This window comes from Rhizorhabdus wittichii, assembly GCF_017607425.1.
In the GTDB taxonomy this organism is placed as follows: Bacteria; Pseudomonadota; Alphaproteobacteria; order Sphingomonadales; family Sphingomonadaceae; genus Rhizorhabdus; species Rhizorhabdus wittichii.
Genome location: NZ_CP059319.1, coordinates 4152461 through 4166644, shown reverse-complemented (window position 1 = coordinate 4166644; position 14184 = coordinate 4152461). Strand labels below are relative to the sequence as shown.

The 14184-nt window shown below is 68.2% G+C and carries 15 protein-coding genes and 1 pseudogene; 13 read left to right on the top strand and 3 right to left on the bottom strand.

Annotated elements, in window-relative coordinates; all coding sequences use genetic code 11:
• Positions 1 to 212 precede the first annotated feature (212 nt).
• The 13 genes and pseudogenes from ffh to HRJ34_RS19930 all read left to right on the top strand — a co-directional run bounded on the left by ffh (position 213) and on the right by HRJ34_RS19930 (position 10756).
• A pseudogene (gene ffh, locus HRJ34_RS19990) lies at positions 213 to 1686 on the top strand (signal recognition particle protein).
• Between the two features lie 38 nt (positions 1687 to 1724).
• Positions 1725 to 2189 (top strand): 30S ribosomal protein S16, encoded by a 465-nt coding sequence (rpsP, locus tag HRJ34_RS19985; protein ID WP_012048865.1) that lies wholly within the window; start codon positions 1725 to 1727, stop codon positions 2187 to 2189.
• Positions 2190 to 2295: 106 nt separating this feature from the next.
• Positions 2296 to 2769: a ribosome maturation factor RimM gene (rimM, locus tag HRJ34_RS19980; protein ID WP_208632193.1), complete on the top strand. Its 474-nt coding sequence runs from the start codon at positions 2296 to 2298 to the stop codon at positions 2767 to 2769.
• Complete coding sequence (locus HRJ34_RS19975; protein ID WP_029994920.1) at positions 2766 to 3044, top strand: hypothetical protein; 279 nt, start codon at positions 2766 to 2768, stop codon at positions 3042 to 3044. The genes rimM and HRJ34_RS19975 overlap by 4 nt, the downstream gene beginning before the upstream one ends.
• Positions 3045 to 3091: 47 nt before the next feature.
• Positions 3092 to 3367: an AbrB/MazE/SpoVT family DNA-binding domain-containing protein gene (locus tag HRJ34_RS19970; RefSeq protein WP_030091968.1), complete on the top strand. Its 276-nt coding sequence runs from the start codon at positions 3092 to 3094 to the stop codon at positions 3365 to 3367.
• A complete protein-coding gene (locus tag HRJ34_RS19965; RefSeq protein WP_012048869.1) occupies positions 3368 to 3742 on the top strand; it encodes a type II toxin-antitoxin system VapC family toxin in 375 nt (124 codons plus the stop codon). It begins immediately after the preceding gene.
• 10 nt (positions 3743 to 3752) lie between these two features.
• Positions 3753 to 4493, top strand: a complete 741-nt coding sequence (gene trmD / locus HRJ34_RS19960) for a tRNA (guanosine(37)-N1)-methyltransferase TrmD (protein ID WP_030091967.1) — start codon at positions 3753 to 3755, stop codon at positions 4491 to 4493.
• A 2-nt stretch (positions 4494 to 4495) separates the two neighbouring features.
• Positions 4496 to 4885 (top strand): 50S ribosomal protein L19, encoded by a 390-nt coding sequence (rplS, locus tag HRJ34_RS19955; RefSeq protein ID WP_012048871.1) that lies wholly within the window; start codon positions 4496 to 4498, stop codon positions 4883 to 4885.
• Positions 4886 to 4993: 108 nt separating this feature from the next.
• Positions 4994 to 6019, top strand: a complete 1026-nt coding sequence (locus HRJ34_RS19950) for an aspartate-semialdehyde dehydrogenase (RefSeq protein WP_030091966.1) — start codon at positions 4994 to 4996, stop codon at positions 6017 to 6019.
• A 104-nt stretch (positions 6020 to 6123) separates the two neighbouring features.
• Complete coding sequence (locus HRJ34_RS19945) at positions 6124 to 6567, top strand: GFA family protein (protein WP_012048873.1); 444 nt, start codon at positions 6124 to 6126, stop codon at positions 6565 to 6567.
• Entirely contained in the window at positions 6548 to 7321 is a 774-nt protein-coding gene (locus HRJ34_RS19940) for an alpha/beta fold hydrolase (RefSeq protein WP_208632192.1), read from the top strand. The genes HRJ34_RS19945 and HRJ34_RS19940 overlap by 20 nt, the downstream gene beginning before the upstream one ends.
• Before the next feature lie 104 nt (positions 7322 to 7425).
• A complete protein-coding gene (locus HRJ34_RS19935; RefSeq protein WP_208632191.1) occupies positions 7426 to 9288 on the top strand; it encodes a M2 family metallopeptidase in 1863 nt (620 codons plus the stop codon).
• 295 nt (positions 9289 to 9583) lie between these two features.
• Positions 9584 to 10756 carry a GGDEF domain-containing protein gene (locus HRJ34_RS19930; protein WP_012048876.1) on the top strand — a complete coding sequence of 391 codons (1173 nt, stop codon included), beginning with the start codon at positions 9584 to 9586 and terminating at the stop codon, positions 10754 to 10756.
• Positions 10757 to 10888: 132 nt separating this feature from the next.
• Here the strand turns inward: HRJ34_RS19930 and HRJ34_RS19925 are convergent, their stop codons facing one another.
• From HRJ34_RS19925 to HRJ34_RS19915, 3 genes are read right to left on the bottom strand one after another with little or no spacing between them, the layout of a single operon-like run.
• Positions 10889 to 12337, bottom strand: a complete 1449-nt coding sequence (locus HRJ34_RS19925) for an AMP nucleosidase (protein ID WP_208632190.1) — start codon at positions 12335 to 12337, stop codon at positions 10889 to 10891.
• Between the two features lie 45 nt (positions 12338 to 12382).
• A complete protein-coding gene (locus tag HRJ34_RS19920; RefSeq protein WP_012048878.1) occupies positions 12383 to 12865 on the bottom strand; it encodes a peroxiredoxin in 483 nt (160 codons plus the stop codon).
• Positions 12862 to 14088 carry a glycosyltransferase family 4 protein gene (locus HRJ34_RS19915; RefSeq protein ID WP_208632189.1) on the bottom strand — a complete coding sequence of 409 codons (1227 nt, stop codon included), beginning with the start codon at positions 14086 to 14088 and terminating at the stop codon, positions 12862 to 12864. Before HRJ34_RS19915 ends, HRJ34_RS19920 begins: the two co-directional genes overlap by 4 nt.
• Positions 14089 to 14184 lie beyond the last annotated feature (96 nt).

Sequence of the window (14184 nt, the reverse complement as noted above, 5' to 3'; positions counted from 1 at the left end):
CGCCGCGACAAGCCCCGATTCGCCCCCGTCGCCCCCCCGTCCTTGCCTTTCGCGGGCTTTGCGGCTAGGAACTGCCCCGTCGTTCCGACACGAAAGCATTGGCAAGCGTCCATGGACGCCCGCTGGCCGGCGAGGTTTCGCCCGCCGGCGCGCTTTGCGTTTCGGCCCGGAAAGGCAGCAATTTCGGCGCTTCGGCGCAGAGGAGTGAACGCATGTTCGAAAGTCTGAGCGAAAGGCTGGGCGGGGTCTTCGACCGCCTGCGCGGCCGTGGCGCGCTGAACGAATCGGACGTGCGCGAGGCGATGCGCGAAGTCCGCGTCGCGCTGCTCGAGGCCGACGTCGCCCTGCCCGTCGTCCGCCAGTTCGTCGAGAAGGTCACCGAGCAGGCCGTCGGCCAGCAGGTGCTCCGCTCGGTCACGCCGGGGCAGCAGGTCGTCAAGATCGTCAACGACGCGCTGGTCGAGATGCTCGGCTCGGAGGCGTCGGACCTCAACCTCGACGTCACCCCGCCCGCGATCGTGATGATGGTCGGCCTGCAGGGCTCGGGCAAGACGACGACCACCGCCAAGATCGCCAAGCGGCTCAGCGAGAAGGGCCGCAAGAAGGTGATGATGGCGTCACTCGACGTCAATCGTCCGGCGGCGCAGGAACAGCTCGCCGTGCTCGGCACCCAGGCATCGGTCGCGACCCTGCCGATCGTCGCCGGCCAGCAGCCGGTCGACATCGCCCGCCGCGCGCTCCAGGCCGCGAAGCTCCAGGGCTTCGACGTGCTGATGCTCGACACCGCCGGCCGCCTGCACGTCGACCAGGCGCTGATGGAGGAGATGAAGGCGGTCGCCACGGTCGCCGAGCCGGAGGAGATCCTGCTCGTCGTCGACGCGCTGACCGGCCAGGACGCGGTCAACGTCGCCAAGAGCTTCTCCGAACAGGTCGCGCTGACCGGCGTGGTGCTGACCCGGATGGACGGCGACGCGCGCGGCGGCGCCGCGCTGTCGATGCGCGCCGTCACCGGCAAGCCGATCAAGTTCGTCGGCACCGGCGAGAAGCTGGACGGGATCGAACTGTTCCAGCCGGCCCGCGTCGCCGGCCGCATCCTCGGCATGGGCGACGTCGTCAGCCTGGTCGAGAAGGCCGCCGAGACGATCAAGGTCGAGGAGGCCGAGGCGCTCGCCGCGCGGATGGCCAAGGGCCTGTTCGACCTCAACGACCTGCGCAACCAGCTGCGCCAGATGTCGCGGATGGGCGGGCTGTCGGGCCTGGCGGCGATGCTGCCCGGCATCAAGCAGGTCAAGCAGGCGATGGCCTCCGGCGCCGCCGACGACAAGGTGCTGGTGCGGATGGACGCGATCATCGGATCGATGACGCCCAAGGAGCGCGCCAAGCCCGAACTGCTCAACGCCAAGCGCAAGATCCGCGTGGCCAAGGGCTCCGGCACCACGGTGCAGGACGTCAACAAGCTCCTGAAGATGCATCAGGACATGTCGACGGTGATGAAGAAGATGAAGAAGATGGGCGGGCGAAGGCCTTGCCGGCCTGCTCGGCGGCGGTGGGGGCGGTGGCCTCGGCGGCCTGCTCGGCGGTGGCGGCGCCCGCCGGCGGGCGGCGGGGCTTCCGGGGCTTCCCGGCCTGCCGGGCAATCCGCAGGGCCTGCCCCCCGGCTTCCAGAATTTCCTGAAGAAACGCTGATTTTTTGAACTGATCCGAATACCAGAAAGGACTGAATAATGGCCGTTTCCATTCGTCTCGCCCGTGGCGGCGCCAAGAAGCGCCCCTATTACCGCATCGTCGTCGCCGACGCGCGCAGCCCGCGCGACGGCGCCTTCATCGAGAAGATCGGCGCCTACAACCCGCTGCTCGCCAAGGACGATCCCAAGCGCGTCGTCCTCGACACCGACCGCGCCAAGCATTGGCTGTCGGTCGGCGCGCAGCCGACCGACCGCGTCGCCCGCTTCCTGGACGCCGCCGGCGTCCAGGAGCGCGCCGCCCGCAGCAACCCGAAGAAGGCCGAGCCGGGCGAGAAGGCCAAGGAGCGCGCCGAGGAGCGCGCGGCCAAGCTCGCCGCCGCCGAGGAAGCTGCCAACGCCCCGGCCGAAGAGCCGGCCGCCGAGCCGGCCGCTGAGGAAGTGACCGAGGTCGCCGCCGAGGCCCCGGCCGAGGAAGCCGCCGCCGAGGAATCGACCGAGGCTTGACCGTGGTGAGAACCCTCCTTCCAAGGGAGGGGCAGGTGGGTGCGAGCGACGCAGTCGCGAGCCCTGCCCTCTTTCCCCACCCCCGCCCTCTTCCCTTGGAGGGGCGATGAGCAGCGACCGTCCCATCGTCCTCGCGGCGATCATCGGCGCGCACGGGTTGCAGGGCGAGGTGCGCCTCAAGCTCTTCACCGAGGATATGGGCGCCTACAGGACGCTCAATGGCGCCGGGCGCAGCTTCACGCTGAAGACGATCCGCCCCGGCCCGAACGGCGCGGTGGCGCGCTTCGCCGAGATCGGCGACCGCAACGCCGCCGAGGCGCTGCGCGGGACCGAGCTGAGCGTGCCGCGCTCGGCGCTGCCGCCGCTCGCCCCGGGCGAATATTATCATGCCGACCTGATCGGCCTGCCCTGCCTGGTCGACGGCGCGCCGGTCGGCGTCGCCGCGATGATCGAGGATTTCGGCGCGGGCGACGTGCTCGAGATAGAGAAGCCCGACGGCAAGCGCTTCATGGTGCCCGTCGCCAAGGCGGTGACGATCGAGCCCGATCGCCTGCTGATCGACCCGGAGTTCGTCGAATGAATGCCGTCACCGCCTTCCTGCTGATCGGATCGGTCTACCTCGTCATCATCGCCTATGGCGTGGTCCGCACCCGCAAGCGCGGCCTGCCGCCGCGCGTCCGCCTCATCGCCGCCGCGATCCAGGTGGTGGTGCCCCCGGCGGTCCTGATCGGCGCGCTGCTGCTGACCGGCGACCATCGCATGATCGCCACCTGGGGCACGCTGCTGGCCATGTTGATGGTCGCCGGCGTCTTCCTGGCCATGTGCACCGAGATCGTCGCGCGGCGGACGTTGTAACCGTCGCTCAATGCATGTATATACATGGCGTATATACGGAGACGCATATGAGTGCCCCCATCAAATCCCGCACCTTCAAGTCGGGCAATTCGGTCGCCCTGCGCCTGCCCAAGGCGCTGGGTGTCGAGGCGGGCACCGAGATGACCGTGCGCGAGGAAGCCGGCCGCTATATCGTCGAGCCGGTGAAGCAAGCCGGCAAGAAGATCGACCTGACGGGCATCTACGGATCCATCCCTGGCCTCAAGGCGCGGATCGATGCGGAGCGGGAGTTCGATGATCCCCCGCGTCCCTGGCATCTGCTCGGCCGGTCGAACGAAGCCTGAGTGCGCTATCTCATCGACACCAATTGCTGCATCTTCCTGTTCGCCGGCGTCCATCCGGTGCTGGCGGACAGGGTCGGCGCGTTGGGTGAGGGCACGGTCGGCCTTTCGACGATCGTGCTCGCCGAACTGGCGCTCGGCAGTGCCAACGGCAAGGAACCCTCTCCCGCGGCGCTCGACCGACTCGTCGGAATATTCCCGGTGCTGCCTTTCGATGAAGCGGCCGCTCGCGCCTATGCGCGCCTTCCGTTCAAGCGCGGCCGCTTCGATCGCCTGCTGGCGGCCCACGCGCTTTCGCTCGATCTGACCGTCATCACCAACAACGAACGCGACTTCAGCGATATCGCGGGCCTGAGGGTCGAGAACTGGACGATCTGACAGCACCGCCATGACCTTCGCCGCCACCATCCTGACCCTCTACCCCGAGATGTTCCCCGGGCCGCTCGGCGTCTCGCTCGCCGGCCGCGCGCTGGCCGAGGGGAAGTGGGCCTGCGATCCCGTCCAGATTCGCGACTTCGCCACCGACCGGCACCGCTCGGTCGACGACACCCCGGCCGGCGGCGGCGCTGGCATGGTGATGCGCGCCGACGTTCTCGCCCGCGCGGTCGACCATGCGCTGGAGACGCGGCCTGCTTCGCCGCTGCTGGCGATGACGCCGCGCGGGGCGCCGCTCACCCAGGCGCGGGTGCGCCAACTCGCCGCCGGACCCGGCGTCACGATCCTCTGCGGCCGGTTCGAGGGAATCGACGAGCGGCTGTTCGAGGCGCGGCCGATCGAGCCGGTGTCGATCGGCGACTATATATTGTCGGGCGGCGAGATGGGCGCGCTGGTGCTGCTCGATGCTTGCATCAGGCTGCTTCCTGGCGTAATGGGCGCGCCCGACAGCGGGGACGAGGAAAGCTTCGAAAGCGGCCTCCTCGAATATCCGCATTATACCCGACCTGCCGAGTGGGAAGGGCGCACGATCCCCGAAGTGCTGCGATCTGGGGATCATGCGAGGATCGAGGCTTGGCGCAACGCCATGGCCGAGACCGATACAAGGCTAAGGAGGCCGGACCTTTGGGAGCGCCATGAGGGCGCTCGGGCCCAGTCTCCCTCTGGCGCGCGGCGACAGAAGAAGGAGCGATGAGCATGAACCTCATCCAGCAGCTCGAAGCCGAGCAGATTGCCAAGTTCAAGGAATCGAAGTCGATTCCCGATTTCCGTCCGGGCGACACGCTGCGCGTCGGCGTGAAGGTCGTCGAAGGCGAGCGCACCCGCGTCCAGGCCTATGAGGGCGTCTGCATCGCCCGCGCCAACAAGGGCATGGGTTCGTCGTTCACCGTCCGCAAGATTTCGTTCGGCGAAGGCGTCGAGCGCGTCTTCCCGCTCTATTCGCCGAACGTCGAGTCGATCGAGGTCGTCCGCAAGGGCGTCGTCCGTCGCGCGAAACTCTACTATCTGCGTGGCCGTCGCGGTAAATCCGCGCGTATTGCAGAGCGTCGCGACAATAAACCGGCCGCCGAGGCCCAGGAAGCCTGAAGCCAGGATTTCCATAACAAACCTCGCAGGCGGCCGGCTCCCTCGGGAGACCGGCCGTTTGCTTGTCTGGACGTAGCAACGTCCCCGTCAGAGAGCAGGAAGCAAGAAATGGGTTATCGTGTCGTCGTCGCGGGTGCCACCGGCAATGTGGGCCGCGAAATGCTGAACATCCTGGCCGAGCGCGAATTCCCGATCGCCGAGCTGGCGGCGGTGGCCTCGGCCCGCAGCCAGGGCGACCAGATCGAGTTCGGCGAGACCGGCAAGATGCTCAAGGTCCAGAACATCGAGCATTTCGACTGGTCGGGCTGGGACATCGCGCTGTTCGCGATCGGCTCCGACGCCACCAAGATCTACGCGCCGATCGCCGCGGCGGCGGGCTGCACCGTGATCGACAACAGCTCGCTCTACCGGATGGACCCGGACGTCCCGCTGATCGTGCCCGAGGTGAACCCCGAGGCGATCGACGGCTACAAGGTGCGCAACATCATCGCCAACCCGAACTGCTCGACCGCGCAGATGGTCGTCGCGCTCAAGCCGCTGCACGACGCGGCGACGATCAAGCGCGTCGTCGTCTCGACCTACCAGTCGGTGTCGGGCGCCGGCAAGGCGGGCATGGACGAGCTGTTCGAGCAGAGCCGCAACATCTTCGTCGGCGACCCCGCCGAGCCGAAGAAGTTCACCAAGCAGATCGCGTTCAACGTGATCCCGCACATCGACAAGTTCCTCGACGACGGCTTCACCAAGGAAGAGTGGAAGATGGTCGTCGAGACCAAGAAGATCATGGACCCGAAGGTGAAGGTCGTCGCGACCTGCGTCCGCGTCCCCGTCTTCGTCGGCCATTCGGAAGCGATCAACATCGAGTTCGAGAAGGAGCTGTCGGCCGAGGACGCGCAGAAGATCCTGCGCGAGGCGCCGGGCGTGATGCTCGTCGACAAGCGCGAGGACGGCGGTTACGTCACCCCGGTCGAGTGCGTCGGCGAGTTCGCGACCTATGTCAGCCGCGTCCGCGAGGACCCGACCGTCGAGAACGGCCTCGTCCTGTGGTGCGTCTCGGACAACCTCCGCAAGGGCGCCGCGCTCAACGCCGTCCAGATCGCCGAGCTGCTCGGCCGTCGCCACCTCAAGAAGGCTTGAGTCCCTCCTCCTTCCCGTCATTCCAGCGAAAGCTGGAATCTCCCTGTCTTGTCCATAGAATGGAAGGGAGATCCCGGCTTTCGCCGGGATGACGGGAGAGAGCGATGGTGGAGACCATGACCGGCGGCTGCCAGTGTGGCCGCATCCGCTATGCGGCCGGGGTCGCATCGGACGAGGCCTATCTCTGCCATTGCCGGATGTGCCAGCGCGCCACCGGCGGGGTTTCGATCGCCTTCGTCAACCTGAAGAAGAGCGCCGTGCGCTGGGCGCGCGAGCCCGATTATTACGCCAGCTCGCCGATCGCGCGGCGGCCTTTCTGCTCGGCCTGCGGGACGCCGCTCGGCTTCGAATATCCCGACGGCGACAATATCGACCTGACGGTCGGCAGCTTCGACGATCCGTCGCGCTTCCGCCCCGCGCATCATTTCGGCGCGGAGAGCCTGCACGAGGCCTGGATCGACACGCGCGAGCTGCCGCGCTACCGGACCGACGAGCACAAGCCGCTCGTCGATCGCTGGATGAAGACCGTTGGCAAACTTCCCGACTGAGACCGCCCTCCACCATTTCGACGGCGCCGACGGCGCGCGCATGGCCTGGCACGGCATGGGGCCCGAGGATGGGCGGCCCGTCATCCTGATCCACGGGCTGTTCTCCAACGCCTTCACCAACTGGGTGCGCTACGGCCATGCCGCCAAGCTCGCCGCCAAGGGCCGGCGGGTGATCATGCCCGACCTGCGCGCGCATGGCGACAGCGCCAAGCCGCACGATCCGTCAGGCTACAGCGAAGACATATTGGCCGACGACAATCTCGCGCTGATCGAGCAGCTCGGCCTGGCTCCCGGCGGCTACGACCTGGGCGGCTATTCGCTGGGCGGGCGGACGACCGCGCGGATGCTGGTGCGCGGCGCGAAGCCGGGCAAGGCGCTGCTCGCCGGCATGGGCCTCGAAGGGCTGCTCGACCTGGGCGGTCGCGTCGCCTTCTTCCGCAAGGTGCTCGAAGGCGTCGGCACCCACCCCAAATTCTCGCCCGAATGGATGGCGGAGGGTTTCCTGAAGACGACCGGCGGCGACGCCCGGGCGCTGCTCCTGCTGCTCGACAATTTCCCGAAGATCGCGCGCGCCTCGCTCGCCGACCTCGCCATGCCGATCCTGGTGCTGACCGGGTCGGAGGACAACGACAACGGCTCCGCCCGCGCGCTCGCCGCGGCGCTGCCCAATGCCGGCTTCGTCGAGGTGCCGGGCAACCATATGAGCGCGGTGACCCTGCCCCAGTTCGGCGACGCGATCGCCGACTGGTTCTGAGGCCACCATCACGAGCGTCCCACTGCGCTAATACACGGGCTTGACGGCCCTCGGTGGCGTGATGACAGTGCTGTCAGCACAAAAGATACCGAGGAACCATCCCCATGAAACTCTCGATCAAGGCGGCGACGTCCGCGCTGGCGCTCGCCGCGCTGCTCGCCACCGCCCCGGCCCTCGCCGAGGAACAGCAGCCCGTCGCCGCCACGGCCGCCAACGCGTCGGCCGCCGCGCCCACGACCGCGGAGGCCGATGCCTTCGTCGCCGATGCGGAGAAGCAGCTCGCCGATCTCGGCATCTACGGCGCGCAGGTGGCGTGGATCAACGCGACCTACATCACCGACGACACCGACGCGGTGAACGCCCGCGTCGGCGCCGAGTTCACCGAGATGCAGGTCCGCTACGCCAGCGGAGCGGCGCGCTTCGACGGGCTGAAGGGACTGAGCTACGACACCCGCCGCAAGCTCGACATCCTCAAGCAGAGCATCGTCCTGCCCGCCCCCGCCACGCCGGGCGCCGCCAAGGAGCTCAACGACCTCGCGACCCGGCTCCAGTCGGCCTATGGCAAGGGCAAGGGGACGCTGCGCGGCGAGGAGATCAACGGCTCCGACATCGAGGCGGCGATGGGCACCAACCGCAACCCCGCCGAGCTGAAGGAGATGTGGGTCAGCTGGCACGACAATGTCGGCAAGCCGATGCGCGGCGACTATGCCAAGCTGGTCGAGATCGCCAACAAGGGCGCGGTCGACCTCGGCTACAAGGATCTCGGCGCGATGTGGCGCGCGGGCTACGACATGCCCGCCGACGATTTCGCGAAGATGATGGACCGGCTGTGGACGCAGGTGAAGCCGCTCTACGACGCGCTCCACTGCTACACCCGCACGAAGCTCAACGAGAAATATGGCGACGCCGTCCAGGCGAAGACCGGCCCGATCCGCGCCGACCTGCTCGGCAATATGTGGGCGCAGGAATGGGGCAATATCTACGACATCGTCGCGCCGAAGGGCGCGGGCGACCTGGGCTTCGACATCGGCGACCTGCTCGTCGCCAAGCAGTACGACCCGGTCAAGATGGTCAAGGCGGGCGAGGGCTTCTACACCTCGCTCGGCTTCGACAAGCTGCCCGACAGCTTCTGGGCCCGCTCGCAGATCACCAAGCCGCGCGACCGCGAGGTGGTGTGCCACGCCTCCGCCTGGGACATCGACAATGTCGACGACCTGCGGATCAAGATGTGCACCAAGGTGAACTCGGACGACTTCGTCACGATCCACCACGAGCTGGGCCATAATTTCTACCAGCGCGCCTACAACAAGCAGCCCTATCTCTACCTCAACGGCGCCAATGACGGCTTCCACGAGGCGATCGGCGACTTCATCGCGCTGTCGGTGACCCCCGACTATCTGGTGCGGATCGGCCTGCTCGACCCGACGAAGGTACCGAGCGCGGACAAGGACATCGGGCTGCTGCTGCGCCAGGCGATGGACAAGGTCGCCTTCCTGCCCTTCGGCCTGCTGATGGACAAATGGCGCTGGGGCGTGTTCAGCGGCCAGATCAGCCCGGCCAGCTACAACAAGGCATGGACCGACCTGCGCCTGCAATATCAGGGCATCGTCCCGCCCGAGGCGCGCGACGAGGGCGATTTCGATCCGGGCGCCAAATACCACATCCCCGGCAACACGCCCTATGCGCGCTACTTCCTCGCCCGCATCCTCCAGTTCCAGTTCTACAAGGCGGCGTGCGAGCAGGCCGGCTGGAAGGGGCCGCTCCACCGCTGCTCCTTCTACGGCAACAAGGAGGTCGGGGCGAAGCTCGACGCGATGCTGAAGATGGGTGCATCCAAGCCCTGGCCCGACGCGCTGCAGGCCTTCACCGGCAGCCGCGAGATCGACGGCTCGGCGATGATCGCCTATTTCAAGCCGCTGATGACCTGGCTCGAAAAGCAGAACAAGGGCCAGCGCTGCGGCTGGTGAGTCGAGGCATGGGGATGGCTGCGAATCGATTCGCCGTCATCCCCGGCTCCGGCCGAATCGGTGCAGTAATGAACATGATTGACAATAAGCCGGAACGGCTTTCGCGCCGCGATCATCGACGAAAGGCGCATCAATAGTATCCAAAATGGAGCCAGTGCCCGAAAACGGCACGGCTCGACCCTTTTGACTATTGCTTTTTACCACGTCGCATCGCAGTGGCCCGGCCCTATCATAACGGGATCGACCGGTCGGCGGGCGCAAGAGGGCCTCCGCCGCCCTTCGCGTTCGGGGGACCATGGCCGCAGCGGTGATCATCATCATCATTGCGCTGATCTTCAGCGCCGCGATGCTGACGGGGGTGATGCTGATCGCCTGGCGCAGCTTCGGCCGGCCGCGCCATGCCCTGCTGTGGGCGGCGGCCTTCGCGGTGGCGACGGTCGAATGGATCGCCAACCTCGCCTTCCGGATCGCCCAGGCCGAGGACAATGGCGCGTTCTACGCGGCGATCGCCGGGCTGAGCTGCCTGTCCAACGCGCTGATCGCGGCGGGCTTCGTCCAGCGCAGCCGGCCGCAGGCGGGGCCGGCGCCCTTCCTGATCGCCGCCGCCGGCGCCGCGCTGCTGATCGCGGGCGCCGCGATCGTCGTCCCGCATGACGGGGTGCGCGACGCGACCGGGCTGCTGTTCGGCGGGGCGATGATGGCGATCAGCGCCGCGCATGTCGGCCGCGGCTTCCGTACCGCGTCGCTGCCCGAACGATCGGTCACGCTGATGTTGATGCTGTTCGCGCTGCTCGACGGAGCGATGGCGGTCATCGCGCTGCGCCAGGGCATCGTCGGACAGGGCGAGGCGTTCGCGCTGTTCCGCACCATCCTCCTGCTGCTCTATCCGCCGGCCTTCATCGGCGTCGGGCTGTTCTCGGTCTTCCTCGTCGCAGCGGACCTGGCGGAGACGATGCGGACGCTGGCGACGTCGGACATGCTGACCGGCGTCTACAACCGGCGCGGCTTCGAGGACGCCGCCGAGCGCGCGATCCGCAACGCCCATCGCCAGCGCCAGCCGCTGTCGGTGGTGGTTGCCGACATCGACGGCTTCAAGGCGATCAACGACCGCTACGGCCACGGCGTCGGCGATCGCGCGCTGCGCCACTTCGCCAGCCGGATCGAGCGGCTGGTCCGGCGCGGCGACCTGATCGGCCGGATCGGCGGCGAGGAATTCGCGCTGCTCCTCGTCAACACCCGCCCGCAGGACGCCGTCGAGGTGGTCGAGCGCATCCGCCGCGACATCGCCGCGATGCCAGTCAGCGGCCCCGACCGCGTCGTCATGACCGCCAGCTTCGGCCTCACCGGGCTCCGGCCCGGCGACATCTCGCTCGCCTCGCTCCTCGCCCGCGCCGACCGCGCGCTCTATCGCTCGAAGCTCGACGGCCGCGACCGGGTGACGAGCGCCGAGGAATTGGAAGAGGCGTGATGTCCGGTTTCAGCTTGCGCTGAAACGAGCGGCACCGGCCCGCACCCCCACCCGACCTCCCAGTGATTCTACCCTATGGGAGGTCGGGTGGGGGTGCGGGCCGGTGCCGTATCCGGCGTCAGCCGGATCAATTCAACGAAACGGCGGCTCGTCGAAGGCGCGCAGCTTGCGGCTGTGGAGGCGGGCGCCCTCGCCGCGGAGCTGGTCGACCGCGGCGATGCCAATCTGGAGATGCTCGGCGATCGCCCGCTCGTAGAAGCGGTTGGCCTGGCCGGGCAGCTTGATCTCGCCGTGGATCGGCTTGTCCGACACGCACAGCAGCGTGCCGTAGGGAACGCGGAAGCGATAACCCTGCGCGGCCAGCGTCGCCGACTCCATGTCGATCGCGACCGCGCGACTCTGGCTGAAGCGCAGCGCCGAGGCGGTGTAGCGCAGCTCCCAGTTGCGGTCGTCGGAGGTGACGACGGTGCCGGTGCGCATCCGGAGCTTGAGCTGCTCCATGCTCTGGCCCGAGACGATCTCGGCGGCGCGGGTCAGCGCCTGCTGCACCTCGGCGATCGCCGGGATCGGGATTTCGGGCGGCAGCACGCTGTCGAGGACATGGTCGTCGCGCAGATAGGCGTGGGCCAGCACATAGTCGCCGATCCGCTGGCTCGGGCGCAGCCCGCCGCAATGGCCGATCATCAACCAGGCCGCCGGCCGCATCACCGCGAGATGGTCGGTGATCGTCTTGGCGTTGGACGGGCCGACGCCGATATTGACCAGGGTGATGCCCGACCGGTCGGGCGCGACCAGATGATAGGCGGGCATCTGGTGCTTGCGCCACGCGCTGTCGGCGATCGCCTGGCGCGGATCGGGATCGCCGCGCCGTATCTCGACCCCGCCGGCGCCGCTCAGCATCGTGTAGCGGCCGTCCTTGTCGAGCTGGTCGATCGCCCAATGGACGAACTCGTCGACATAGCGGTGATAGTTGGTGAACAGGATATAGTCCTGAACATGGCCGGGCGGGGTGCCGGTGTAGTGGCGCAGCCGGGCGAGGCTGAAGTCGACCCTCGGCGCGTCGAACAGCGCCAGCGGCCGGGGGGCGCCGTCGGCCTGCATCCACAACCCGTCGGCCAGTTCGTCGCCGATCTGCGACAATATCGTCGAGGGGAAGATGCGCGACAGCTCGACCGGCGAAGCGCCGGTCAGGTCGAGGTCGTCGCCCGCGTCGAGCACGTAGTTATAGGGGATCTCGGTGGTGCCGACGCCGGCCTCCACCCGCACGCCGTAATCCGCGATCAGCAGGTCGATCTGCTGGGCGAGATAAGGCGCGAACAAGGCGGGATGGGTGACCGCGATCGCATAGTCGCCGGGCTGCTGGAGCCGGCCGAAGGAACGGCCGAGCGGCCCCGGATCGCGGCCGCCCTCATAGCGCAGCCGGATCTCGGGATAGGCGAAGGCGCCGTCGCGGCGCATCGCCGGATCGGGCCGTTCGCCGGTCCGGATATAATGGGTCAGCGCGGCGCGCAGCCGCGCGACCGACTCGCGGTAGAGCGTATCGAGCTGCTCGACCAGTTGCAGGCTTTGCGTGGACGGCAATCTGTTCTCCTTGTTGTCTTGTGCCAGATATGGATGACAATGATGTTAGAGCTGGCCGAGCAGATGCTCCGCGCTGCTCACCTTATATTCGCGGGGCTCCTCGACGTTGAGGCGGGTGACGACGCCGTCCTCGACGAGCATCGAGAAACGCTGGCCGCGCACCCCCATGCCGGCGCCGCGCGCGTCCATCTCCAGCCCCAGCGCCCGGACGAAGTCGCCATTGCCGTCGGCGAGCATGCTGACCTTGCCGTCGGCGCCGGCCGAGACGCCCCAGGCGCCCATCACGAAGGCGTCGTTGACCGCGGTGCAGACGATCTCGTCGACGCCCCTGGCGCGGATCGCGTCGGCCTTGTCGACATAGCCGGGCAGGTGCTTGGCCGAGCAGGTCGGCGTGAACGCCCCGGGCACCGAGAAGAGCGCGACCTTGCGGCCCGCGAACAGGTCGGCGCTCGCGACCGGCCTCGGGCCCTCGCTCGTCATCGTCATGAAGCCGGTCTCGGGCACCCGCTCTCCCACCGCGATCGTCATCGTCCTTCTCCCTTGCCGTCGATGCTCGACGGGCCCAGCGCCGCGTCGATGAAATTCCCGGTCACCCATGACCAGCCATGCGCGCGGGCATGGGCGAGCCCGCCCTCGGCCAGCCGCGTCCGATAGGCTTCGTCGCCCAGCAGCCGGCGGATCGCGCCGGCGATGTCCGCGACGTCGTAGCCGTCGACCAGCAGCCCGGTCTCGCCGTCGATCACCGCGTCGGTGACGCCGCCGGCCCGCCCGCCGATCACGGCCTTGCCGCAGGCATTGGCCTCGAGGAAGACCAGCCCGAAGCCCTCGGTGTCGCCATCGGCCAATGTCCGGTTCGGCATGATGAAGAAGGTGCAGCGCCGATAGAGGTCGGTCAGCGCGTCGTCGTCGACCCCGCCGAGGAAATCGATCCGGTCGGCCGCCCCGCTCGCCGCCGCACGCGCCTTGAGCGCGGCCTCGTCGCCGCCATGGCCGGCGATCTTGAGCCGATAGGCGGGGAATTCGGGAGCGACGACCGCGAAGGCGTCGATCAGCCGGTCGAAGCCCTTGCGCTCGACCAGCCGGCCGACGCTGAGGATGAACGGCTCGCTGACGGTGCCGGGGGTGAAGCGTTCGAGGTCGACGCCGTTGACGACGAGGCGGATGCGATCGGGCGAGACGCCGAAGTCGCTGATGAGCCTGTCGCGGGTGAAGCTCGACACCGTCACCACCACGTCGGCGGCGCGCAGCGCCAGCCCGCGCAGCCGCGCCAGCCGGTTGTAGCTCGCCTGCACCACCTCCTCGCCATGGGTGTAGATGACGACGCGCCACGGCGTCAGCAGCGACAGCAGGATGGCGAGCCAGCCGAGCCCGTGCAGCTCGCAGACGACGATCGCCTTCGCGCGGCACCGGATCGCCTCGACCACCACCGCCCAGAACACGAACAGCATCACCGGCAGGTCGATCGCGACCAGGTCGAGCAGGCCGATCCGCCGCCGGATATGCTCGATCCGCGGGGGGCGCAGCCAGGGGATGCGCCGGATCGGATAGGATCGGCCGGCGTCGCTCTCGCGCCAGCCCGGAATCGGCTTGGCGAGATCGGGGTCGCGCCAGGCGCTCAGCACCTGAATGCGCGGCGCGGCATAGCGGGCGAGGCGGTCGTAGAGCGTCGGCGTCCCGCCGACCAGCGGCGGCATGACGTTGGTGACCAGCAGGATGCGGCCGTCGCGGCCCGATGTCCCGGCGTCGTCCATGCCCGCCGTCCCGGATGACCCGGCCTGCTGACGGATATGGCTCACCAATTGCCCCACGGGTGTCCGACTAGCACCCCGCCACGGGGAATTCCATGC

What these genes read in the sequence shown, in the direction of transcription:
- HRJ34_RS19970 (WP_030091968.1), top strand. Translation starts at nt 3,092, where the DNA reads ATGAGTGCCCCCATCAAATCCCGCACCTTCAAGTCGGGCAATTCGGTC.
- rpsP (WP_012048865.1), top strand. Translation starts at nt 1,725, where the DNA reads ATGGCCGTTTCCATTCGTCTCGCCCGTGGCGGCGCCAAGAAGCGCCCC.
- HRJ34_RS19975 (WP_029994920.1), top strand. Translation starts at nt 2,766, where the DNA reads ATGAATGCCGTCACCGCCTTCCTGCTGATCGGATCGGTCTACCTCGTC.
- rimM (WP_208632193.1), top strand. Translation starts at nt 2,296, where the DNA reads ATGAGCAGCGACCGTCCCATCGTCCTCGCGGCGATCATCGGCGCGCAC.
- HRJ34_RS19945 (WP_012048873.1), top strand. Translation starts at nt 6,124, where the DNA reads ATGGTGGAGACCATGACCGGCGGCTGCCAGTGTGGCCGCATCCGCTAT.
- HRJ34_RS19930 (WP_012048876.1), top strand. Translation starts at nt 9,584, where the DNA reads ATGGCCGCAGCGGTGATCATCATCATCATTGCGCTGATCTTCAGCGCC.
- HRJ34_RS19935 (WP_208632191.1), top strand. Translation starts at nt 7,426, where the DNA reads ATGAAACTCTCGATCAAGGCGGCGACGTCCGCGCTGGCGCTCGCCGCG.
- HRJ34_RS19920 (WP_012048878.1), bottom strand. Translation starts at nt 12,865, where the DNA reads ATGACGATCGCGGTGGGAGAGCGGGTGCCCGAGACCGGCTTCATGACG.
- HRJ34_RS19915 (WP_208632189.1), bottom strand. Translation starts at nt 14,088, where the DNA reads ATGGACGACGCCGGGACATCGGGCCGCGACGGCCGCATCCTGCTGGTC.
- trmD (WP_030091967.1), top strand. Translation starts at nt 3,753, where the DNA reads ATGACCTTCGCCGCCACCATCCTGACCCTCTACCCCGAGATGTTCCCC.
- rplS (WP_012048871.1), top strand. Translation starts at nt 4,496, where the DNA reads ATGAACCTCATCCAGCAGCTCGAAGCCGAGCAGATTGCCAAGTTCAAG.
- HRJ34_RS19950 (WP_030091966.1), top strand. Translation starts at nt 4,994, where the DNA reads ATGGGTTATCGTGTCGTCGTCGCGGGTGCCACCGGCAATGTGGGCCGC.